This is a genomic window from Pseudomonas sp. GW821-FHT07F01 (assembly GCF_059418825.1).
Genome location: NZ_JBWKQO010000006.1, coordinates 610,058 through 633,013, shown reverse-complemented (window position 1 = coordinate 633,013; position 22,956 = coordinate 610,058). Strand labels below are relative to the sequence as shown.

General features: G+C 65.8%; 24 protein-coding genes. All 24 read left to right on the top strand.

From position 1 onward, the window contains the following. Positions 1 to 55 precede the first annotated feature (55 nt). The 24 genes from AC07R1_RS24640 to AC07R1_RS24525 all read left to right on the top strand — a co-directional run bounded on the left by AC07R1_RS24640 (position 56) and on the right by AC07R1_RS24525 (position 22,928). Positions 56 to 358 (top strand): type II toxin-antitoxin system RelE/ParE family toxin, encoded by a 303-nt coding sequence (locus tag AC07R1_RS24640; RefSeq protein WP_015633982.1) that lies wholly within the window; start codon positions 56 to 58, stop codon positions 356 to 358. Positions 359 to 361: 3 nt separating this feature from the next. Next, the gene (locus tag AC07R1_RS24635; protein WP_011059020.1) at positions 362 to 652 is read left to right on the top strand and encodes an addiction module antidote protein; all 291 of its coding nucleotides are present in this window, start codon (positions 362 to 364) and stop codon (positions 650 to 652) included. Between the two features lie 100 nt (positions 653 to 752). Continuing rightward, complete coding sequence (locus tag AC07R1_RS24630) at positions 753 to 1,151, top strand: DUF2946 domain-containing protein (protein WP_011059019.1); 399 nt, start codon at positions 753 to 755, stop codon at positions 1,149 to 1,151. A gap of 49 nt (positions 1,152 to 1,200) precedes the next feature. Further along, a complete protein-coding gene (locus tag AC07R1_RS24625; protein WP_065364905.1) occupies positions 1,201 to 1,695 on the top strand; it encodes a copper chaperone PCu(A)C in 495 nt (164 codons plus the stop codon). 55 nt (positions 1,696 to 1,750) lie between these two features. After that, entirely contained in the window at positions 1,751 to 2,161 is a 411-nt protein-coding gene (locus AC07R1_RS24620; RefSeq protein WP_065364904.1) for a DUF2946 domain-containing protein, read from the top strand. 88 nt (positions 2,162 to 2,249) lie between these two features. After that, the gene (locus AC07R1_RS24615) at positions 2,250 to 4,382 is read left to right on the top strand and encodes a TonB-dependent copper receptor (RefSeq protein WP_401261744.1); all 2,133 of its coding nucleotides are present in this window, start codon (positions 2,250 to 2,252) and stop codon (positions 4,380 to 4,382) included. A gap of 99 nt (positions 4,383 to 4,481) precedes the next feature. After that, positions 4,482 to 5,864, top strand: coding sequence for a PepSY-associated TM helix domain-containing protein (locus AC07R1_RS24610; RefSeq protein WP_072443963.1), 1,383 nt, complete (start codon positions 4,482 to 4,484; stop codon positions 5,862 to 5,864). A gap of 155 nt (positions 5,865 to 6,019) precedes the next feature. Then, positions 6,020 to 8,149, top strand: a complete 2,130-nt coding sequence (locus AC07R1_RS24605; protein ID WP_495111018.1) for a TonB-dependent receptor — start codon at positions 6,020 to 6,022, stop codon at positions 8,147 to 8,149. A 41-nt stretch (positions 8,150 to 8,190) separates the two neighbouring features. After that, the gene (locus tag AC07R1_RS24600; RefSeq protein ID WP_053156130.1) at positions 8,191 to 8,979 is read left to right on the top strand and encodes an ABC transporter ATP-binding protein; all 789 of its coding nucleotides are present in this window, start codon (positions 8,191 to 8,193) and stop codon (positions 8,977 to 8,979) included. Next, complete coding sequence (locus tag AC07R1_RS24595) at positions 8,976 to 9,935, top strand: ABC transporter substrate-binding protein (protein WP_011059012.1); 960 nt, start codon at positions 8,976 to 8,978, stop codon at positions 9,933 to 9,935. The genes AC07R1_RS24600 and AC07R1_RS24595 overlap by 4 nt, the downstream gene beginning before the upstream one ends. After that, the gene (locus AC07R1_RS24590; RefSeq protein WP_011059011.1) at positions 9,932 to 10,942 is read left to right on the top strand and encodes a FecCD family ABC transporter permease; all 1,011 of its coding nucleotides are present in this window, start codon (positions 9,932 to 9,934) and stop codon (positions 10,940 to 10,942) included. The genes AC07R1_RS24595 and AC07R1_RS24590 overlap by 4 nt, the downstream gene beginning before the upstream one ends. Before the next feature lie 149 nt (positions 10,943 to 11,091). Beyond that, the gene (locus AC07R1_RS24585; protein WP_041115664.1) at positions 11,092 to 11,391 is read left to right on the top strand and encodes a 7(1) septoil knot domain-containing protein; all 300 of its coding nucleotides are present in this window, start codon (positions 11,092 to 11,094) and stop codon (positions 11,389 to 11,391) included. Positions 11,392 to 11,616: 225 nt separating this feature from the next. Then, positions 11,617 to 12,882, top strand: coding sequence for an urea ABC transporter substrate-binding protein (gene urtA / locus AC07R1_RS24580; RefSeq protein WP_019094029.1), 1,266 nt, complete (start codon positions 11,617 to 11,619; stop codon positions 12,880 to 12,882). A 147-nt stretch (positions 12,883 to 13,029) separates the two neighbouring features. Further along, entirely contained in the window at positions 13,030 to 14,532 is a 1,503-nt protein-coding gene (urtB, locus tag AC07R1_RS24575) for an urea ABC transporter permease subunit UrtB (RefSeq protein ID WP_011059008.1), read from the top strand. Beyond that, positions 14,532 to 15,611: an urea ABC transporter permease subunit UrtC gene (urtC, locus tag AC07R1_RS24570; RefSeq protein ID WP_011059007.1), complete on the top strand. Its 1,080-nt coding sequence runs from the start codon at positions 14,532 to 14,534 to the stop codon at positions 15,609 to 15,611. The genes urtB and urtC overlap by 1 nt, the downstream gene beginning before the upstream one ends. Next, positions 15,608 to 16,468 (top strand): urea ABC transporter ATP-binding protein UrtD, encoded by an 861-nt coding sequence (gene urtD / locus AC07R1_RS24565; RefSeq protein WP_011059006.1) that lies wholly within the window; start codon positions 15,608 to 15,610, stop codon positions 16,466 to 16,468. Before urtC ends, urtD begins: the two co-directional genes overlap by 4 nt. A gap of 104 nt (positions 16,469 to 16,572) precedes the next feature. Further along, positions 16,573 to 17,271, top strand: coding sequence for an urea ABC transporter ATP-binding subunit UrtE (gene urtE / locus AC07R1_RS24560; RefSeq protein ID WP_495111017.1), 699 nt, complete (start codon positions 16,573 to 16,575; stop codon positions 17,269 to 17,271). Between the two features lie 30 nt (positions 17,272 to 17,301). Continuing rightward, positions 17,302 to 18,141, top strand: coding sequence for an urease accessory protein UreD (locus AC07R1_RS24555; RefSeq protein ID WP_123397732.1), 840 nt, complete (start codon positions 17,302 to 17,304; stop codon positions 18,139 to 18,141). Positions 18,142 to 18,198: 57 nt separating this feature from the next. Then, positions 18,199 to 18,501 carry an urease subunit gamma gene (gene ureA, locus AC07R1_RS24550; protein WP_401402517.1) on the top strand — a complete coding sequence of 101 codons (303 nt, stop codon included), beginning with the start codon at positions 18,199 to 18,201 and terminating at the stop codon, positions 18,499 to 18,501. 9 nt (positions 18,502 to 18,510) lie between these two features. Beyond that, the gene (locus tag AC07R1_RS24545) at positions 18,511 to 19,044 is read left to right on the top strand and encodes a GNAT family N-acetyltransferase (RefSeq protein ID WP_011059002.1); all 534 of its coding nucleotides are present in this window, start codon (positions 18,511 to 18,513) and stop codon (positions 19,042 to 19,044) included. 7 nt (positions 19,045 to 19,051) lie between these two features. Further along, positions 19,052 to 19,585: a GNAT family N-acetyltransferase gene (locus tag AC07R1_RS24540; protein ID WP_011059001.1), complete on the top strand. Its 534-nt coding sequence runs from the start codon at positions 19,052 to 19,054 to the stop codon at positions 19,583 to 19,585. After that, positions 19,582 to 19,887, top strand: coding sequence for an urease subunit beta (locus AC07R1_RS24535; RefSeq protein WP_011059000.1), 306 nt, complete (start codon positions 19,582 to 19,584; stop codon positions 19,885 to 19,887). The genes AC07R1_RS24540 and AC07R1_RS24535 overlap by 4 nt, the downstream gene beginning before the upstream one ends. A gap of 108 nt (positions 19,888 to 19,995) precedes the next feature. Then, positions 19,996 to 21,696, top strand: coding sequence for an urease subunit alpha (ureC, locus tag AC07R1_RS24530; protein WP_011058999.1), 1,701 nt, complete (start codon positions 19,996 to 19,998; stop codon positions 21,694 to 21,696). Between the two features lie 98 nt (positions 21,697 to 21,794). Then, positions 21,795 to 22,928: a sensor histidine kinase gene (locus AC07R1_RS24525; protein WP_011058998.1), complete on the top strand. Its 1,134-nt coding sequence runs from the start codon at positions 21,795 to 21,797 to the stop codon at positions 22,926 to 22,928. Positions 22,929 to 22,956 lie beyond the last annotated feature (28 nt).

The following is a 22,956-nucleotide window of genomic DNA, read 5'->3' as shown; positions in this document are numbered from 1 at the left end:
GGGTTTTTCGCGGGCAAATGGGTTGCCGCGACGTATCCCAAGGAATACATTCGCCATGTTCGTTTTCGAGCAGACTCCTGAGTTCAGCCGCTGGCTGCTGAACCTGAAGGACCCGCAAGGGAAAACCCGTGTACTGGCCAGGATCCGCGCCGCACAGCTGGGCCGTTTTGGCGACTGCGAACCTGTGGGCGAAGGCGTCCACGAGATGCGCATCCACCGCGGCCCGGGTTACCGGGTGTACTTCTCGCGCCGCGGCAAAGTGATCTACCTGCTGTTGATCGGCGGCGACAAGGCCACCCAGAAACGCGATATCCAACGGGCCAGGCAACTGGCCTGCGACCTCAAGAGCGAGGGCTGAAACATGCGCACCCCAGTGACCCGCTTCGACGCGGCGGAGTACCTCAAGACCCCTGAAGACATGGTCGCCTACCTCGACGCCTGCTTCGAGGAAGACACCGGCGACGGCGTGCTGATCCGCGCCGCACTCAACGACATCGCCCGTGCCCGCGGCATGACCCAGGTCGCCCGTGACACCGGCCTGGGCCGCGAAAGCCTGTACAAGGCACTCGGCAGCCAGGGCAACCCGGAGTTCGCGACTATCATCAAGGTGATGAAGGCCCTGGGGTTGAAGATCAACGTCAGCAACGCCTGAACCACTCCTGCGACACCACACCGCACACGGTGTTTTTTTACTTATCCACAGCGATCAGGCTAAATACCCGCCTGATCGCTCAACCGACGGATCGCCCACCATGTCCCGACAACGGCTCGCATTTGCCTGGATCGCCTGCTTCGCAGTGCTGTTCAACATGCTTGCCATGCCGCTTTCCGGGGCCATGCAGCGCAGCGATTCGGGGCTGGACGAGCAACTGCTGTGGGGCAGCTTCTGCTCCTCCACCGGCACCAAGCTGGTGGCCATTTCCCTGGGCAAGCTCGACCAGCAAGCGCCACAGAACGACGACCATTCCACCATGCAGCACTGCTGGTGCTGCTCCGGCTCGCCGCCGCTGGTGGCCTTGCCCGGGCACGTTCCCCAGCTGTCTTTCACCCGCTTCGCAGTCCAGCCGGGCGCACCGCAACCGCAGGTAGAACGGCTCACCCTGCGCCAGCAATGGCCCAGCCTGAACCCCGGTGCCCCGCCTCTGGCATGATTCCCTTTCGCAAGTGATCTGCGTCTTTGAATCGTTCTGGAGAACTCACATGTCCAAACCATCCCTGGTCAAGCAATCCCTGCTGCTGGCCGCACTGCTGCTGCCTGCCTGTTTCGCCACCGCCCACGACTACAAGGCCGGTGACCTGCAGATCGCCCATCCCTGGTCTCAGGAACTGCCGCCGAACGCGCCCACCGTGGCCGCGTACTTCGTGGTGCACAACCCGGGCAAGAGCGCCGACACCCTGCTCAGCGTCGACTCGCCGATCGCCGGCAAGGCCGAGCTGCACGAGCACGTCAAGCAAGGCGACATGATGAAGATGCAACAAGTGGCCAAGGTGGCGGTGCCCGCCGGTGGCGAGGCGACCTTCGCCCCCATGGGCTACCACGTGATGTTGCTGGAGCTCAAGGACCGCAGCCTGCTCACCGACGGCAAGCGTTTCCCGCTGACCCTGCACTTTGAAAAAGCCGGTGACGTCACGGTCGAAGTAGCGGTGCAAAAGCAGGCGCCGGACGCCATGCAAGGGCATATGCACGCCCAGTAAGCACTGACCGGCCCTCACCGTGAACGCCCCGCACGCGCCTGGCCGCAGGCGGTCCGTGCCGCGCCGCGACTCGTCTGGAGTCCGCCGCGGCAGCTGGATCAGCCTGTTCGCCATGCTGATGATTTTTATCGGCCCGCTGATTTCCCAGTCGATGCCGATGGATCACGCGATGCCGATGAACATGTCCGTTTCCATGGACATGGGCGACGCTGCGCCCGGCTGCCACGGTGAAAGCCCGCACCACGCACAGAAGGGCAGATCCCAGGGCGAAGAGCATGTGCTCTGGGAAAAATGCGGCTATTGCAGCCTGCTGTTCAATTGCCCGGCACTGCCTTCGGCGCTGTCGTTCGCCGCTCTGTTCACGCCACCCACACCGTATTTCCTGATCCCCGCCACGCGCCTGGGCCACGCCCGGCAGACCGTGTTCCCCGGCGCCCTGACCCGCGCCCCACCGTTCCTCGCCTGAGTCTTCAGCTCATCCCACACGGCCGGCTGTCAGCGCGACAGACGCGTACCCGCGGCCGTGTCATTCAAGACCGAACGATGGAACATCTATGTTTTCTGCCGACTCTCGCCTGGGCGTTGCCCAGCCACTCAAGACCTTCGCCCTGAACCCTGCGCGCCAGCACTTCAACCGCGCCCTCGCGGTCCTCTGCGGCGCTCTGCTGACGCCCCTGGCGCTGGCCGACGATGCCGCAACGGACCACTCCCGGCACAGCACCGAACTGAGCCCGACGGTGATCACCGCCATCGCCCCCAGCTCGCCCCTGACCGTGGTCACCAACCCCAAGGACCCGCGCCAGCCGGTGCCGGCCAGTGACGGCGGCGACTACCTCAAGACCATTCCCGGCTTTGCCCTGGTGCGCAACGGCGGCACCAACGGCGACCCGGTGCTGCGGGGCATGTTCGGCTCGCGGCTGAACATCCTCACCAACGGCGGCATGATGCTCGGCGCCTGCCCGGGCCGCATGGACGCGCCGACCTCTTATATCTCTCCGGAAACCTACGACCGGCTGACCGTGATCAAGGGCCCGCAGACCGTGCTCTGGGGCCCGGGCGCCTCGGCCGGCACAGTGCTTTTCGAGCGCGAACCGGAACACTTCGGCGAACTTGGCACCCGGGTCAATGCCAGCCTGCTGGCCGGCTCCAACGGGCGCTTCGACAAGACCCTGGATGCCGCTGCCGGTGGCCCCCTGGGTTATGTGCGGGTGATCGGCAACACCGCCCACGCCGACGACTACCGCGACGGCAACAATGACACCGTGGCCTCGCGCTACGACAAGTGGAACGGTGACGTGGCCCTGGGCTGGACCCCGGACGCCGACACCCTGCTGGAACTCACTGCCGGCAAGGGCGATGGCGAAGCCCGCTACGCCGGGCGCGGCATGGACGGCTCGCAATTCAAGCGCGAAAGCCTGGGCCTGCGTTTCGAGAAGTCCAACCTTGGCGAGGTGCTGGACAAGGTCGAGGCCCAGGTCTACTACAACTACGCCGACCACGTGATGGACAACTACAGCCTGCGCACCCCATCCGGCACCGGAATGATGGCCGGCCCCATGGCCTCCAACGTCGACCGTCGCACCCTCGGGGCGCGGATCAAGGCCACCTGGCGCTGGGCCGACCTGCAACTGATCGGCGGCCTGGACGCCCAGACCAACGAACACCGCAACCGCGCCAGCAGTGGCGTCGACACCTACAAGGAGCTGCCTCGCACCAAGGACGCCGACTTCCACAACTACGGAGCCTTCGGCGAGCTGACCTGGTACGCCGCCGAGCGTGACCGCATGATCACCGGCGCGCGCCTGGACCGCGCCTCGGCCAAGGACTACCGGCAAAGCATCGGCTCGGGAATGATGACCCGCCCCAACCCCACCGCCGGCGACACCCGGGCCGATACCCTGCCCAGCGGCTTCGTGCGCTACGAGCATGACCTGGCCGACAGCCCGACCACGCTCTACGTCGGCCTTGGCCACACCCAGCGCTTCCCCGACTACTGGGAGCTGTTCTCGCCGAAAATGGGCCCGGCCGGCTCGGTGAACGCCTTCGATTCGATCAAGCCGGAAAAGACCACCCAGCTCGACTTCGGCCTGCAATACCAGGGTGAAGACCTGGAAGCCTGGGCCTCGGGCTACATCGGCCAGGTGCGCGACTACATCCTCTTCGACTACAACTCGAAAATGATGGGCATGAGCACCTCTCGGGCCGAGAACATCGACGCCCGGATCATGGGCGGCGAACTGGGCGCGGCCTACAAGCTGACCTCCAACTGGAAAGCCGACGCGACCCTGGCCTACGCCTGGGGCAAGAACAGCAGCGACGGCAAGGCCCTGCCACAGATGCCGCCGCTGGACGCGCGCCTGGGCCTGACCTACAGCGAGGACGACTGGAGCGCCGGGGCCTTGTGGCGCGTGGTCGCAGCGCAAAACCGGGTGGACCTGAACAAGGGCAACGTGGTCGGCAAGGACTTCGGCAAGAGCGGCGGCTTCGGCGTGTTCTCCCTCAACGGCGCCTACCGGGTGACCAAGAACCTCAAGCTCAGCACCGGGGTCGACAACCTGTTCGGCAAGGCCTACGCCGAGCACCTGAACCTGGCGGGCAATGCCGGCTTCGGCTATCCGGCGACGGACCCGCAAGCCATCAAGGAACCGGGGCGCACGCTCTGGACCAAGGTTGACCTGAGTTTCTGATGCCCCTTCGCCGGCACGCCGTCTCCTCGTCGCAGGAGCGGGCTTGCCGGCGAACAGCCCCCATAAGAAAAGATCCACAGCCCTGCGGAGCCTTCCCCGATGAACCGACCCAAAGTGTCTTTCTACAACCTGGCCTGGCGCTGGCATTTCTACGCCGGGCTGTTCGTCGCCCCCTTCATGGTGATGCTGGCCCTGACCGGCATCGTCTACCTGTTCAAACCGCAGCTGGACCCGCTGATGTACCCCAGCCTGCTCAAGGTGCCTGCCGCCCACCACAGCCTCAGCGCCGATGAGCTGTTGCAACGGGTTCAGGCCGCCTACCCCCAGGGCCATATCAAGCAGTACCTGCCCCCTGTGGATGCCGAGCGCAGCGCGCAGTTCGTGGTGCAGCACAAAGGCCAGGAACTCAATGTATTCATCGACCCCTACCACGGCGACGTGCTCGGCGAGCAGGATGCCAAGGGCAACCTGCAGGCCATGGCCCGGGCCATTCATGGCGAGCTGATGATCGGCACCCCGGGTGATCGGCTGGTGGAACTGGCCGCGAGCTGGGGCATTGTCCTGGTGGTCTCGGGCCTGTACCTGTGGTGGCCGCGGGGCAAGTCTTCGGCCGGGGTACTCTGGCCACGCTGGAGTGCCCGCGGCCGCCTGTTCTGGCGTGACCTGCACGGTGTGCTGGGTTTCTGGGGCTCGGCCTTCCTGCTGCTGATGCTGCTCAGCGGCATGACCTGGACCGGCTTCTGGGGCAAGCAGTACGCCGACCTGTGGAACCGCTTTCCGGCGGCCATGTGGAACGACGTGCCGACCTCCGACCAGCAGGCCGGAGAGCTCAACAGCGCCAGCCGCCAGACCGTGCCCTGGGCCCTGGAAAACACCCCCATGCCGATGTCCGGCGACCACGCCGAGCACATGGCCCACAACGCCGGCAATACCGCTGCGGCCGCCCCCGCCATCAGCCTGCAGGCGGTGCAGGACATCGCCCGTCAGCGCCAGGTCGAAGCGGGCTACAGCATCACCCTGCCGAGCACGGCGACAGGGGTATTCACCATCGCCGTATTCGCCGACGACCCGCGCCACGACGCCACCCTGCACGTCGACCAGTACAGCGGCCAGGTGCTCGCCGATGTGCGCTGGAAGGACTACAGCAACGTGGCCCGGGCCACCGAGCTGGGAGTGATGCTGCACGAAGGCAAGATGTTCGGGCGCTTCAACCAGATCCTGGTGCTGGTGGTGTGCCTGATGATCCTGCTCGGCGCCGTGAGTGGTCTCATCATGTGGTGGCAACGACGGCCCCAGGGCCGGCTCGGCGTACCACCACTGCGCCACGACCTGCCACGCTGGAAGACCGCAATGCTGGTCATCGGCCTGCTGGCCCTGGCCTTCCCGCTGGTGGGGGCTTCGCTGGTCGTGGTCTGGCTGCTGGACCGCCTGCTGCTATCGCGCTGGAACCGTGATCCTGAATCAGCCTCATCTTCAACATGAATCAGCCGAGATGCGCATTCCAGAGGGCTCTGTACACTCCGCGCGCTTCAGTCGCGCACAGTTATAATGTTACTTTATAACGCTTGGTGTAAGATCCCCGCCCGCAGCCTCATCCGCTGCGGGCAACCCTCTGGAAGAAGTGATTCACCGTCCCGATGAACAAGTACCTGCTGCCCAGCCTCTGCCTGATGGCCCTGACTTCCCCGGCCCAGGCCGACGGCTCCGCCCTGACCCTGCCCACCGGCACCATCTCCGCCGCCGCCAGCGAAGCCGACGACAGCATCAGCCTGGCCACCCCCACCAGCGCCGGTTCGCGCCTGGGCCTGAGCGCCCTGGAAACCCCGGCCAGCACCGACAGCCTGAGCGGCGATCGAATCCGCGCCCGGGGCGATCGGAGCATCCAGGACGCGGTATCGCGCAGCGCCGGCATCAGCCGCACCGGCACCCCGGGCGACGGCGGCACCTCGCTGTCGGCACGGGGCTTTACCGGGCAGAGCTCGGTGATGCAGCTGTATGACGGCAACCGCATGTACACCGGCATGGGCACCGTGACCTTCCCGGTGGACACCTGGGCGGTGGAGCGGGTCGACGTGCTGCGCGGCCCGGCCTCGGTGCTGTACGGCGAAGGCGCCACCGGAGCGGTGATCAACACCGTCCCGAAAAAGCCGTTCAGCGGCGAAATCGAAAACCACCTGCGCCTGGGCTACGGCTCCTTCGATCGCCAGCAGCAGGCCCTGGACAGCGGCGGCTCCCTGAGCGACACCCTGAGCTACCGGCTCAACCTCAACCGCGAGCGCAGCAACGGCTGGATCGACCGGGGCGATTCCTCCGGCGACTTCGTCAGCGCTGCCCTGCGCTGGCAGGCCCGTGACGACCTGGCCTTCACCCTGGCCCACGACTACGGCGACCAGAACCCGATGAACTACTTCGGCACGCCACTGATCGACGGGCGTTTGCACAAGAGCCTGCGGGACAAGAACTACAACGTGCGCAATGACAAGCAGCACTACAACGACCAGTGGACCCGCCTGACCAGCCAATGGCAGATTTCCGACAACCTCAGCGCCAGCAACGAGCTGTACTACCTCAAGGCCCAGCGCCGCTGGCAGAACGCCGAGAACTACAACTTCAACAGCCTGGGCCGGCAACTGACCCGCAGCGGCAACTTCGGCATCGGTCACCAGCAGGAACAGGTCGGCGACCGCCAGACCTTCACCTTCAAGCACTCGCTGCTGGGCCTCGACAGCCAGACCCTGACCGGGGTCGACTACAACCGCATCCGCTTCCACATGAAGAGCAACTCGCCCTTCATCGACAGCTTCAGCAACGGTCAGCCGGTGGACCTGTACCATCCGGCCCCGGACGACTTCGCCAGCGACAGCCCCTACCGCGACCAGTTCAAGACCACCACCAGGCAGATGTCGGTGTTCGCCGAAAACCGCCTGCAGCTCAGCGAGCGCTGGTCCCTGGTGAGCGGTGTGCGCCGCGACTACGTGCATATTGATCGCGATGACTTGAAGGACGACAGCCGAAGCGACAAGACCCTGACCGGTAACAACTGGAAGGCCGGGCTGGTGTTTGCGGTGACCCCGGACACCTCCCTCTATGGCCAGTACTCCACCAGCACCGACGGTGTCGGCGGGCTGATTTCCCTGAGCAAGAGCCAGCAGCAATTCGACCTCTCCAGCGCCAGGCAGACCGAGATCGGCCTCAAGCAGATGTTCTGGGACCAGCGCGGCGAATGGACCCTGGCGGCCTACCACATCGTCAAGAAGAAGCTGCTGACCGATGTACCGGGCGACCCGGACCTGAAACAGCAGGTGGGCCAGCAATCCTCCAACGGCCTGGAAGCCAGCCTGGACCTGCAACTGCCCCGCGCCTGGCAACTGCAGGCCAACGCCGCCATCGTTCGCGCCCGGTACGACGACTTCCAGCAGGACGTCGACGGCGTGCAGGTCTCCCGCGACGGCAAGCGCCCGGTGGACGTGCCCCGGCGCACCGCCAACCTGTGGCTGAGCAAGGCCCTCGACGATGACCTGCGGGCCGGCGCCGGAGTGCGCTACGTAGACGCACGCTACGCCGACATGGCCAACCGGAATCAGTTGCCCAGCTATACCGTGGTGGATGCCGCGCTGTCGTGGAAAGCCCTGCCCAGCACCACCCTGGGCCTGCAATTGAACAACCTGTTTGACCGCCAGTACGCGCAAAGCCAATACAATGACGGCCAGCAATGGATACTCGGCGAGCCGCGCTCGTTCTTCGTCACCGCTGACTACACCTTTTAACCTCACCTGCGGCCACCGCGCGGGGACCACACGGATACGGCATGACCTCGCTGAACCTCACCAACCTGGCCTGGACACCCTTGGGCCAGGGCCACTGCCACCACCAGTTCCAACTGCGTGAGGCCAGCCTGCAGGTGGCGGCCGGCGAGTTCGTCGGCCTGATCGGGCCCAACGGCAGCGGCAAGACCAGCCTGTTGCGCTGCGCCTATCGCTTCAGCAAGCCGCAGCAGGGCGAGGTGCAGCTTGAGCATCAGAATGTGTGGAAGCAGTCGCCGCGCTGGTGCGCGCAACGCATCGCCGTGGTCCTCCAGGAGTTTCCCGACGCCTTCGGCCTGACTGTGGAAGAGGTGGTCGCCATGGGCCGCACCCCGCACAAGGGCCTGTTCGACGGCGACACCCAGGACGACCGGCGCATCGCCCGCGAGGCCCTGGAATCGGTGGGCCTGCTGGGCTTCGAGGACCACGCCTTCGCCACCCTGTCCGGCGGTGAGAAACAGCGGGTGATCCTGGCCCGCGCCCTGGCCCAGCAACCCCAGTTGCTGATCCTCGACGAGCCCACCAACCACCTCGACCCGCGCTACCAGCTGGAGTTGCTGCAGCGGGTCAAGCGCCTGGGCATCGGTACCCTGGCGAGCATCCACGACCTGAACCTGGCCGCAGCCTTCTGCGACCGCCTGTATGTCCTCGACCACGGGCGCATCGTCGCCAGCGGCACGCCCGGCGAGGTGCTCACCGTCGAGTTGCTGCGCAACGTCTTCGGCGTCGAGGCGCTGATCGACGCCCATCCCCTGTCCGGCTACCCACGAATCACCTGGATCACCCAACCATGACCTTGCGCTCCCTGCTTCGCTCCAGCCTGCTCCTGGCCCTGTCTCTGGGGGCCGCCCAGGCCTTCGCCGAGGCCACCCATTACCCGCTGACCATCACCAGCTGCAACCGCGAAGTGACCTTCAAGCAAGCGCCGAAACACGCCCTCAGCCATGACATCAACATGACCCAGATGATGCTCGCCCTGGGGCTCAAGCCACGCATGGTGGGCTACAGCGGGATCAGCGGCTGGAAGGCCGTGACCCCGCAGATGAGCGCCCTGCTCGACGGCCTGCCGGAACTGGCGGCCAAGTACCCGTCGGTGGAAACCCTGCTCAATGCCAACGTCGACTTCTTTTTCGCCGGCTGGGACTACGGCATGCGCGTGGGCGGCGACCTCACGCCCCAGACCCTGGCGCCGCTGGGGATCAACGTCTACGAGTTGACCGAGTCCTGCGCCTTCGTGATGAAGCGCCCGGCCGCCAGCCTCGAGGACACCTACACCGACCTGCGTAACCTCGGGCGGATCTTCGACGTGCAGGATCGCGCCAACGCCCTGATCGCGCAGATGCAGGAGCAGGTGGCCCAGGTACAGAAGGACCTGCCCAGGGACAAGCCGCGGGTATTCCTCTATGACAGCGGCGAAGACCGGGCCATGACCTCGGGCCGCCTGGGCATGCCCCAGGCCCTAATCGACGCGGCTGGCGGGCGCAATATCCTCGATGACGTCGACGCCAGCTGGACCCGGGTCAACTGGGAAACCGTGGTCGAGCGCAACCCGCAGGTGATCGTGATCGTCGACTACAGCGAAGTCAGCGCCGAGCAGAAGCAGCAGTTCCTGCTGAACAACAAGGCCCTGCAAGGAGTCGATGCGATCAAGAACCAGCGCTTCATCGTCATCCCCTATGTGCAGGCCACGCCGGGCATCGACAACGTGCTGGCGGTGGAAACCCTGGCAAAGGGTTTCCACGGCGAATGACCAGTCCCCGCTATGCCGCACTGTTGATGGCCCTGGGCGCCCTGCTGCTGGCGTCCTGCGTGGTGTCCCTGGGCTTTGGCCCGGCGCGGGTGCCGGTGGAGGTGGTGGGGCGCATTCTGTTGCACAAGGCCCTGGGCCTGGGCGTTGTGGACTGGAGCCCGGGCCAGGAGCACATCGTCTGGCTGATCCGCGTGCCGCGCATGCTCCTGGGGGCCCTGGTGGGTGCCGGGCTGGCACTGATCGGCGCGGTGCTGCAGGCGGTGACCCGCAACCCGCTGGCCGACCCGCACCTGCTGGGGGTGACCTCCGGCGCCACCCTCGGCGCGGTGATCGTGGTGCTGCACCTGGGCCAGGTGATTGGGCTTTTGACCCTGCCCCTGGCGGCCTTTGTCGGCGCCCTGCTGAGCATGGCGCTGGTGCTGGGGATCGCCGCCCGCAACGGCCGCCTCGACAGCGACCGGCTGTTGCTGTGCGGGGTGGCGGTGTCGTTCGTGATGATGGCCGCGGCCAACCTGCTGCTGTTCATGGGCGACCACCGCGCCAGCTCCGCAGTGATGTTCTGGATGCTCGGCGGCCTGGGCCTGGCGCGCTGGGAACTGCTGGCGATCCCCGCCGCCAGCGTGCTGCTGGGGCTGGTGTTGCTGCTGGGCATGGCGCGCCCGCTGAACGCCCTGATGGCCGGCGAGCAGACCGCCGTGACCCTGGGCCTGAACGCGCGCAATGTGCGCCTGAAGGTGTTCCTGATTGCCTCGCTGATGACCGGAGTGCTGGTGTCCATCAGCGGCTCCATCGGTTTTGTCGGGCTGATGGTGCCGCACATTGCCCGGCGCCTGGTGGGCGCCGAACACCGCCGGCTGCTGCCGGTGTGCGTGCTGCTGGGCAGCGTGTTCCTGGTCTGGGTGGATGTGGCTGCGCGCACCCTGATCGCCCCCGAGGACCTGCCCATCGGCGTGGCCACCGCGGCCATCGGCGGGGTGTTCTTCATCGGCCTGATGCGCCGCCGCTGACTGTGCCCGCCTCTGTAGGAGCCGGCTTGCCGGCGAGGGCGCCCGTAGGCCTTGTGCCAGGTTCAAGGGCCTCTTCGCTGGCCAGCCAGCTCCTACAATCGTCGCCCTTGCTTTAAGATCGCGCGCTTGGATCTCTCAGGATGAGTCTCATGTTCAGAACCGCATTCTTGGCCTTGCTGCTCGGCACAGCCCTTGGCGCCCAGGCCGGCACCTCGGTCGACGTCTCGAAAATCTACGGCAACATCCAGATCGTCAACAGCTTCCCCGACTACAAGGTCAAGGTGGTGAACTCCTTCCCCGACCTGAAGGTGAAGCAGGTCAACTCCTTTGCCGACGCGCCGGGCAAGTGGAAAATCGTCAACAGTTTTCCCGACTACAAGATCCAGATCGTCGACTCCTTTCCCGACTTCACCATCAAATATGTCGATTCCTTCCCGGGCGTGAACTGAAGCCACCCCCAGGCCACGGCTGCCGCCCAGCGGCAGCACCACAATGACGCACCCCGACGCACCAGCCCCTTGCCCAAGCCTCGTCTTGGGGCATCACCTCCCCCGCCCGCGCCGTTAAAGCGACGTTTTCATGCCTTGCGCCGACTCGGCACACCCCTTGCAAAACAGCCCTTCAGCAGTCCGCATCTACCACCTGAAAAATCAAGAGTTCATGGAGATCGCACAATGAAGCGTCGTAGTTTGCTCAAGGCTTTCACTCTCACGGCAAGCATTGCCGCGATGGGCATGACCTGGACCGTCCAGGCCGCCGAAACCATCAAGGTGGGGATCCTGCACTCGCTGTCGGGCACCATGGCGATCTCCGAAACGTCCCTCAAGGACATGGCGCTGATGACCATCGACGAAATCAACGCCAAGGGCGGGGTCAACGGCAAGCTGCTGGAGCCGGTGGTGGTGGACCCGGCCTCGAACTGGCCGCTGTTCGCCGAGAAGGGCCGCCAGTTGCTGACCCAGGACAAGGTGGCGGTGGTATTCGGCTGCTGGACCTCGGTGTCGCGCAAGTCGGTGCTGCCGGTGTTCGAGGAGCTCAACGGCCTGCTGTTCTACCCGGTGCAGTACGAAGGCGAAGAGATGTCGCCCAACGTCTTCTACACCGGCGCCGCACCGAACCAGCAGGCGATCCCGGCGGTGGAATACCTGATGAGCGAGGACGGCGGCAGCGCCAAGCGCTTCTTCCTCCTGGGCACCGACTACGTCTACCCGCGCACCACCAACAAGATCCTGCGTTCGTTCCTGCACTCCAAGGGCGTGGCCGACAAGGACATCGAAGAGGTCTACACCCCGTTCGGCCACAGCGACTATCAAACCATCGTCGCCAACATCAAGAAGTTCTCCGCCGGTGGCAAGACTGCGGTGATCTCCACGGTCAACGGTGACTCCAACGTGCCCTTCTACAAGGAACTGGCCAACCAGGGCCTGAAAGCCACCGACGTGCCGGTGGTGGCCTTCTCGGTGGGCGAGGAAGAACTGCGCGGCATCGACACCAAGCCCCTGGTGGGCAACCTCGCGGCCTGGAACTACTTCGAGTCGGTGGATAACCCGGTGAACCAGAAGTTCGTCGCCGCCTGGAAGGCCTACGCCAAGGCCAAGAACCTGCCGGGCGCGGACAAGGCGGTGACCAACGACCCGATGGAAGCCACCTACGTCGGCATCCACATGTGGGCCCAGGCGGTGGAGAAAGCCAAGTCCACCGATGTCGACAAGGTTCGCGAGGCCCTGGCCGGGCAGACCTTCGCCGCCCCTTCGGGCTACACCCTGACCATGGACAAGACCAATCACCATCTGCACAAGCCGGTGATGATCGGCGAGATCCAGCCCGACGGTCAGTTCAACGTGGTCTGGCAGACCGAAGGCCCGATCCGTGCCCAGCCCTGGAGCCCGTTCATCCCGGGCAACGACAAGAAGCCGGACTACGCGGTCAAGAGCAACTGATCCGAACCTGACGCCTTCCCCGTAGGAGCGAGCTTGCTCGCGACGAGGTCCGCAGGACCTCCAACGAAAACCGCCCGGCTGGCCGCTGCGCGGATCGCGAGCGAGCTCGCTCCTACAGGTTATCCGGGCGCTTTCAAGGACACCGATATGCCCACTGCCCTCTACCGTTTGATCCTCGCCGGCCTGCTGTTACTGCCATGGACGGCCCAGGCCGGGGATGCCGAAGACTTCGTCGCCGGCAACTCCGGCGAGCAGGCCCGGCTCCTGGAAACCTGGGCCGCGCAGCCCGACCCGGCGCGCCTGGAACTGCTCAACGCCCTGCAGCAGGGCCAGTTGAACATCGCCGGCGAAAGTAGAACCCTGCGCCTGAACAACCGCCTGCGGGGCCTGATCGACAGCGCCCTGGCCAGCCACCAGTTGCTCGCCAGCGACGCCAACAGCCGTCTGGCCGCCGCCCGCCAACTGCAGAAAAGCGCCAAGCCGGCGCAACTGAAATTCCTCGATGCCCGACTGGCCGCCGAGCAAGCCCCGGACGTGCACGATGCCCTGAGCCTGGCCCTGGCCAACCTGCAACTGGTGGACAGCGACCCGGCGGTGCGCCTGGCCGCCGTGCGCCTGCTGGGGGAAACCGGCGACCCGCTGGCCCGTACCCGCCTCGAAGGCCTGCTCGAACCCGGGGTCGAAGCCGATGCCGCGGTACGCACCGCGGCCGAAACCAGCCTGGCCCAGGTCAAGCGCAAGCTGCTGGTGGGCGAAGTGCTGGGCCAGGCCTTCAGCGGCCTGTCCCTGGGTTCGATCCTGCTGCTGGCGGCCCTGGGGCTGGCCATCACCTTCGGCCTGCTGGGGGTGATCAACATGGCCCACGGCGAGATGCTGATGCTCGGCGCCTACGCCACCTATGTGGTGCAGTTGCTGTTCCAGCGCTACGCCCCGCAAGCCATCGAGTACTACCCACTGCTGGCGCTGCCGGTGGCGTTTTTCGTCACCGCCGGGATCGGCATGGCCCTGGAGCGCACGGTGATCCGCCACCTCTACGGCCGGCCCCTGGAAACCCTGCTGGCCACCTGGGGCATCAGCCTGATGCTGATCCAGCTGGTGCGCCTGCTGTTCGGCGCGCAGAACGTCGAAGTGGCGAACCCGGCCTGGCTGTCCGGCGGCATCCAGGTGCTGCCCAACCTGGTACTGCCCTACAACCGCATCGTGATCATCGCCTTCGCGCTGTTTGTCGTGGTGCTCACCTGGCTGCTGCTGAACAAGACCCGCCTGGGCCTGAACGTGCGCGCGGTGACCCAGAACCGCAACATGGCCGCCTGCTGCGGCGTGCCCACCGGGCGCGTGGACATGCTCGCCTTCGGCCTCGGCTCGGGCATTGCGGGCCTGGGCGGCGTGGCCCTGAGCCAGATCGGCAACGTCGGCCCGGACCTGGGCCAGAGCTACATCATCGACTCGTTCCTGGTGGTGGTCCTCGGCGGGGTCGGGCAACTGGCCGGCAGCGTGCTGGCGGCCTTCGGCCTGGGGGTGGCGAACAAGATCCTCGAACCGCAGATCGGCGCCGTGCTCGGCAAGATCCTGATCCTTGCGCTGATCATTCTGTTTATCCAGAAACGCCCGCAGGGACTCTTCGCACTGAAAGGACGGGTGATCGACTGATGAATCAACCACTGCTCATTACCGCCACCCAGAAAGCCGGGCCCAGGGTCACGATCACCGTCGGGGCGTTGCTGCTCCTGGTGCTGCTGGCCCTGCCGCTGCTGTCGCTGCTACCGGCGGACAACCCGCTGCAGGTCTCGGCCTACACCCTGACCCTGGTGGGCAAGATCCTCTGCTACGCCATCGTCGCCCTGGCCCTGGACCTGGTCTGGGGCTACGCCGGGCTGCTGTCCCTGGGCCACGGCCTGTTCTTCGCCCTGGGCGGCTACGCCATGGGCATGTACCTGATGCGCCAGGCCGCCGGGGATGGCCTGCCGGCCTTCATGACCTTCCTTTCCTGGAGCGAACTGCCCTGGTACTGGGCCGGCACCGAGCATTTCCTCTGGGCCCTGTGCCTGGTGGTGCTGGCCCCGGGGCTGCTGGCCCTGGTGTTCGGCTTCTTCGCCTTCCGCTCGCGGATCAAGGGCGTGTACTTCTCGATCATGACCCAGGCCCTGACCTTCGCCGGGATGCTGCTGTTCTTTCGCAACGAGACCGGCTTTGGCGGCAACAACGGCTTTACCAACTTCCGCAGCATCCTGGGCTTCGGCATCACCGAACCGGGCACTCGGGCGGTGCTGTTCCTGGCCACGGTGGCGCTGCTGGTGGGCAGCCTGTACCTGGGCTGGCGCCTGGCCCGGAGCAAGTTCGGCCGGGTGCTGACGGCCCTGCGCGATGCCGAGAACCGCCTGATGTTCTGCGGCTACGACCCGCGCGGCTTCAAGCTTTTCGTCTGGGTCCTGAGCGCCGTGCTGTGCGGCCTGGCCGGGGCCCTGTACGTGCCCCAGGTGGGCATCATCAACCCCAGCGAAATGTCCCCCACCAACTCCATCGAGGCCGCCGTGTGGGTCGCCCTGGGCGGGCGCGGCACGCTGATCGGCCCGCTGCTGGGGGCCGGTGTGGTCAACGGCATGAAGAGCTGGTTCACCGTGGCCTTTCCCGAATACTGGCTGTTCTTCCTCGGTGCGCTGTTCATCGTCGTGACCCTGTACCTGCCCAAGGGCGTGATCGGCCTGCTGAACAAACGAGGTGAACAATGAGAGTCACAGCAACGGCGGACTTCATGCTCGAACCCATTCTCGACACCAACAAGGACGCCGGCACCAGCCGCGACGCCATCGGCCTCGGACACGCCGCCGGCAAGGGCCTCAACACCCGCCACGGCACCATCCTGACCCTGGAAGACATCAGCGTCAGCTTCGATGGTTTCAAGGCGCTCAACGACCTCAACCTGTACATCGGTGTCGGCGAGTTGCGCTGCATCATCGGCCCCAACGGCGCCGGCAAGACCACCCTGATGGACGTGATCACCGGCAAGACCCGCCCCTCCCGGGGCAAGGCCTGGTTCGGCGAAACCCTGGACCTGACCCTGATGAGCGAAGTGCAGATCGCCCAGGCCGGGATCGGCCGCAAGTTCCAGAAACCCACGGTGTTCGAGGCCCTGAGCGTGTTCGAGAACCTGGAGCTGGCGCAGAAGACCGACAAGTCGGTGTGGGCCAGCCTCGGGGCACGCTTGAGCACAGAACAGCAGGACCGCATCGCCCAGGTGCTGGAGACCATTCGCCTGAGCCCTTCGGCTCAACGCCAGGCGGGCCTGCTGTCCCACGGCCAGAAGCAGTTTCTGGAGATCGGCATGCTGCTGATGCAGGACCCGCAACTGCTGTTGCTGGACGAACCGGTGGCGGGCATGACCGACGCCGAGACCGAATTTACCGCCGAGCTGTTCAAGACCCTGGCGGGCAAGCACTCGCTGATGGTGGTGGAACACGACATGGGCTTTGTCGGCTCGATTGCTGACCACGTCACCGTGCTGCACCAGGGCAGCGTGCTGGCTGAAGGCTCCCTGGAACAGGTGCAGGAAAACGAACGGGTGATCGAGGTTTACCTCGGCCGTTAGCGCAACCGCCGTTCGCCGCCAAGCCGGCTCCTACTCCCTCCCGAAGGAGCTGGCTGGCCAGCGAAGACCACCCCGCAATCCCCACAAAATTCGAGTACCCGACCATGCTCCAAGTCGACAAGCTGCACCAATACTACGGCGGTAGCCACATCCTGCGCGGCCTGAGCTTCGAAGCCCGGATTGGCGAAGTCACCTGCCTGCTGGGGCGCAACGGCGTGGGCAAGACCACCCTGCTCAAATGCCTGATGGGCCTGCTGCCGGCCAAGGAAGGCGCGGTCAACTGGGAGGGCCGGAGCATCACCGGCTACAAGCCCCATCAGCGCGTCCACGCCGGGATCGCCTACGTGCCCCAGGGCCGGGAAATCTTCGGCCGCCTGACCGTGGAGGAAAACCTGCTGATGGGCCTGTCCCGCTTCCCCGGCTCCCAGGCCAAGGAAGTGCCGGCCTTCATCTACGAACTGTTCCCGGTGCTGTTGCAGATGAAGCAGCGCCGTGGTGGCGACCTCTCCGGCGGCCAGCAGCAACAACTGGCCATCGGCCGGGCCCTGGCCAGCCGCCCGCGCCTGCTGATCCTCGATGAGCCCACCGAAGGCATCCAGCCCTCGGTGATCAAGGAGATCGGCGCGGTGATCAGCAAGCTCGCGGCCCGGGGCGACATGGCGATCCTGCTGGTGGAGCAGTTCTACGACTTTGCCGCCGAACTGGCCGACCAGTACTTGGTGATGTCCCGGGGGGAAATCATCCAGCAGGGCCGCGGCGAAAATATGCAGGCCGAGGGTGTACGCGGCCTGGTTACGATCTAATCTGTAGCCTCCTAACGATAACGACCCAGCATGAACCTACCTGCCGCCACCGCCCTGTTCACTCCCAGCTGGCACGCCGAACTGGAGCTGGCCTATGCCCGTTGCGGTGCCACCACGCGCCCGGTGCTGCGCCGCCACCTGGGCCCGCTGCGGGTGCAGAAGCACCTGTATGCCGAAGGCCCCGAGGTTTGCCAGCACATCATCGTCCACCCGCCCGGCGGCATTGCCGGCGGTGATCGGCTGGCCATCAGCGCCCGGGTCGACAGCGGTGCCTGGGCCCAGTTGACCAGCCCCGGGGCGGCCAAGTGGTATCGCGCCACCGGCCCGGCCAGCCAGGCCCTGAACCTGCAGGTAGCGCCGGGCGCGACCCTGGAGTGGCTGCCCCAGGAAACCATCGTCTTCAGCGCTGCCCAGGCCGAGCTCACGACCCGCATCGAATTGCAGGGCGATGCCCGGCTGTTCTACTGGGACATCATTGCCCTGGGGCGCCCGGCCAGTGGCGAGCGGTTCGAGCAGGGCCATTTCCAGGCCCACCTGGACCTGTACCGCGACGGCCGGCCGCTGTGGCATGAACGCCAGCGCATCGGCGGTGGCGACGGCCTGCTGGATTCCCCCATCGGCCTGGATGGCCAGCCGGTGTTCGCCACCTTGCTGGTGACCGGTGAAATCGACGGCGAACTGCTGGAACGCTGCCGCGCCCTGGCGCACCCGGTACGCGGCGACCTGAGCCAACTGCCGGGCCTGCTGGTGGCCCGCTGCCTGGCCAGCGAAGCTCTGCAGGCCCGGGCCTGGCTGATCGAGCTGTGGCGCCTGCTGCGCCCGGCGCTGCTGGGCCGCGAAGCCAGGCCACCCAGAATCTGGAACACCTGACCCGCATGCCCTTTTCCACTGCACTTTTTTCTACTGCCTGACAACGGATTGACCACGATGGATCTGACCCCACGCGAAAAAGACAAGCTGCTGATCTTCACCGCCGGCCTGGTGGCCGAGCGGCGACTGGCCCGCGGCCTCAAGCTCAACTACCCGGAAACCATGGCCTATATCTCCGCGGCGCTGCTCGAAGGCGCCCGGGACGGGCAGACCGTGGCCGAACTGATGCACTACGGCACCACCCTGCTCAGCCGCGAGCAGGTGATGGAAGGCATCCCGGAGATGATCCCGGACATCCAGGTGGAAGCCACCTTTCCCGACGGCACCAAGCTGGTCACCGTTCACCAACCCATCACCTGAGGCCGTGCCATGACCTATCGCATCCGCGATGCCCTGCATGCCGACCTGCCGGCGATCCGCGACATCTACAACGACGCCGTGCTCAACACCACGGCGATCTGGAACGAGCAACCGGTAGACCTGGGCAACCGCCAGGCCTGGTTCAGCGCACGCCAGGCCCAGGGCTATCCGATCCTGGTGATCATCAACGCCGAGGAGCAGGTGCTCGGCTACGCTTCCTTCGGCGACTGGCGGCCTTTCGACGGCTTCCGTCACACCGTGGAACATTCGGTCTATGTGCGCAGCGACCAGCGCGGCAACGGCCTGGGCCCGCAGTTGATGGCGGTGCTGCTGGAGCGCGCCCGGGGCTGTGGCAAGCACGTGATGGTGGCCGCCATCGAGAGCGGCAACAGCGCCTCGGTCCGTCTGCATGAGCGCCTGGGGTTCATCAGCACCGGGCAGATGCCTCAGGTGGGCACCAAGTTCGGGCGCTGGCTGGACCTGACCTTCATGCAGCTGATTCTCAACCCCGGGGCGCAACCGCCCGCCCCGCACAAGGAGTGAAATCTCGATGAACGCCGCCCAACTGCGCCTTGTCCATGGAGAAAGCTTTGCCCATTACCGTCAGGGACTGATCGAGTTGCTGCTGGACTCGGTGCAGCATGGTGCGTCCATCGGCTTCATGGCCGATCTCGACGACAGCCAGGCCCGCAGCTACCTCAGCAGCGTGCAGGCCGGGGTCGAGGACGGCAGTCTGCTGTTGTGGGTGGTGGTACGCGACGAGAAAGTCCTGGCCAGCGTGCAACTGGCCCTGTGCATGAAGGCCAACGGGCGCAACCGCGCCGAGGTGCAGAAGCTCCAGGTCCTGCACAGCGCCCGCCGCCGCGGCCTGGGCCAGCAGTTGATGAATGCCCTGGAACAGGCCGCCCGCCAGCACAAGCGCGGGCTGCTGTACCTGGACACGGAGGCCGGCTCCGCGGCGGAAGAGTTCTACCGCGCCCTGGGCTATACCCGGGTCGGCGAACTGCCCAACTACTGCCAGAGCCCGGACGGCACCTATACCGCCACCGCCATCTACTTCAAGACCCTGGGACAACCCCTATGATTCCTGGCCAATACCAGATCCAGCCCGGCGAGATCGAACTCAACGCCGGGCGCCGTACCCTGCGCCTGAACGTATCCAACAGCGGCGACCGGCCAATCCAGGTCGGCTCCCACTACCACTTCTTCGAAACCAACGACGCCTTGACCTTCGACCGTGCCGCCAGCCGCGGCATGCGCCTGAACATCGCCGCCGGCACCGCGGTGCGCTTCGAACCGGGCCAGACCCGGGAAGTGGAACTGGTGGAACTGGCCGGCAAGCGCCGGGTATTCGGCTTCGCCGGGCGGATCATGGGCGACCTCTGATCCCTCGACCCTACGCACGTAGGAGCCAGCTTGCCGGCGATTGCGGTCTTTCGGGCCCCTTCGCCGGCAAGCCGGCTCCTGCAAGACCTGTTTTTGTAAGGAGCTGCGATGAAGATTTCCCGTGAAGCCTACGCCGACATGTTCGGCCCCACCGTGGGCGACAAGGTGCGGCTGGCCGACACCGAGCTGTGGATCGAAGTGGAGAAGGATTTCACCACCTACGGTGAAGAAGTGAAGTTCGGCGGCGGCAAGGTGATCCGTGATGGTATGGGCCAGAGCCAGTTGCTGGCCGCCGAGGTGGTGGACACCCTGATCACCAACGCCCTGATCATCGACCACTGGGGCATCGTCAAGGCCGACGTCGGCCTCAAGGACGGGCGCATCGCCGCCATCGGCAAGGCCGGCAATCCGGATATCCAGCCCGACGTGAACATCGCCATCGGCGCCAGCACCGAGGTCATCGCCGGTGAGGGCATGATCCTCACCGCCGGCGGCATCGACACCCATATCCACTTCATCTGCCCGCAGCAGATCGAAGAGGCGCTGATGAGCGGCGTCACCACCATGATCGGTGGCGGCACGGGACCTGCCACCGGGACCAACGCCACCACCTGCACCTCCGGGCCCTGGCACATGGCGCGCATGCTCCAGGCGGCGGACGCCTTCGCCATGAACATCGGCTTTACCGGCAAGGGCAACGCCAGCCTGCCCGAGCCGCTGATCGAACAGGTCAAGGCCGGGGCCATCGGCCTCAAGCTGCACGAGGACTGGGGCAGCACCCCGGCCAGCATCGACAACTGCCTGAGCGTGGCCGATGAGTACGACGTGCAGGTGGCGATCCACACCGACACCCTCAATGAATCGGGCTTCGTCGAAACCACCCTGGGCGCCTTCAAGGGCCGCACCATCCATACCTACCACACCGAAGGCGCCGGCGGCGGCCATGCCCCGGACATCATCAAGGCCTGCGGCCTGGCCAACGTGCTGCCCAGCTCCACCAACCCGACCCGGCCCTTCACCCGCAACACCATCGACGAACACCTGGACATGCTGATGGTCTGCCATCACCTGGACCCGAGCATCGCCGAGGACGTGGCCTTCGCCGAAAGCCGCATCCGCCGGGAGACCATTGCCGCCGAGGACATCCTCCACGACCTCGGGGCCTTCTCCATGATCAGCTCCGACAGCCAGGCCATGGGCCGGGTCGGCGAAGTGGTGACCCGCACCTGGCAGACCGCCGACAAGATGCACAAGCAGCGCGGCCCGCTGCCGGGGGATGGCCCGGGCAACAGCAACTTCCGGGTCAAGCGCTACATTGCCAAGTACACCATCAACCCGGCGATCACCCACGGCATCAGCCATGAGGTGGGCTCCGTCGAAGTGGGCAAGTGGGCCGACCTGGTGCTCTGGCGCCCGGCGTTCTTCGGGGTCAAGCCGACCCTGATCCTCAAGGGCGGGGCCATTGCCGCCAGCCTGATGGGCGACGCCAACGCCTCGATCCCGACCCCGCAGCCGGTGCACTACCGGCCGATGTTCGCCAGCTTCGGCGGCAGCCGTCACGCCACCAGCCTGACCTTCATCAGCCAGGCGGCACTGGAGGCCGGGGTGCCGGAGCAGTTGGGGCTGAAAAAACGCATCGCCGTGGTCAAGGGCTGTCGCAACGTGCAGAAAACCGACCTGATCCACAACGACTACCTGCCGGATATCGAAGTCGACCCGCAGACCTATCAGGTCAAGGCTGATGGCGTTCTGCTGTGGTGCGAACCGGCGGACGTGCTGCCCATGGCCCAGCGCTACTTCCTGTTCTAGGGCCGGTCCACCACTGGGCAGAGTGGCTGCTGAAATGTTCGATTAGGCGCTAAGATGCGTCTCGGTTTTCCACTCACTGCCCAGTAAGGTGCCCGGCTATGCGCCTGTCCGATTTTATCGTGCAGCACGTTGATCGAATCGTTGATGAATGGGAACAATTTGCCAGGAGCCTCGCCCAGGACTCCCTGACCCGCACGGACCTGCGTGACCACGCGCGCTCCATCCTGCTGGCCGCCGCCCGGGATATGTGCACCGCCCAGAGCCCCGGGGAACAACGGGCCAAGGCCAAGGGCGAAGGCCCGGAAAAAACCCCCAGCCTGGATGCCGCGGCCGCCAGCCATGGCGAGCTGCGCCATCACGTGGGGTTCGACCTGGTGCAGATGACCTCGGAATTCCGCCACCTGCGAGCCTGCGTGATCCGCCTGTGGGTGGCCAGCCTGCAGACACCGGACCTGGCCTACCTGCAGGACATGATCCGTTTCAACGAAGCCATTGATGAAGCCCTGGCCGAGTCCACCGCGGCCTATGCCGAACAGGTCAGCCGCTCGCGGGATATCTTCCTGGCAATTCTTGGCCACGACCTGCGGGCGCCGTTGCAGGCAGTGAGCATGTCCACTGAAATGCTGGCACGCAAAGTCGCCCTGGACGGCGACGCCCAGGCCTTCGTTTCACGTATCAAGAGCGGCACCCGGCACATGGGCGCCATGGTCAGCGACCTGCTGGAGTTCGTGCGCAGCCGCCTGGGCAGCAGCCTGCCTATCGAACCTGCGCCCATGGACCTGGCCAGCGCGGCCAAGGCGGCCATGGACGAAGCCTGCGCCGGGCAGCCCGATTGCACCCCGCTGATGAGCTTCGAGGGCGACAGCCATGGCATCTGGGACCGCGGGCGCATCGAGCAGATGCTGCAGAACCTGATCGGCAACGCCCTGCAGCACGGCAACAACCGCCGCACCGTGACCGTGACCATCACCGGTGGCGCGGAACAGGTGCTGTTGACCGTGCACAACTACGGCACGCCGATCCCCCCGGAGGCCCTGGGCACCCTGTTCGACCCGTTGGTGCGCAGCGTCGACGAAGAACTGGGCAACCCCAGCACCAGCCTTGGCCTGGGGCTGTTCATCGTCAAGGAAGTGGTGGTTGCCCACCAGGGCAGCATCGAAGTCAGCTCCAACGCCAGCGATGGCACCACCTTCACCGTGGTCCTGCCGCGCGTCTCCCGCGCCAGTGCCTGAGGCACTTTGTAACCGCTGGTGCGTTTGT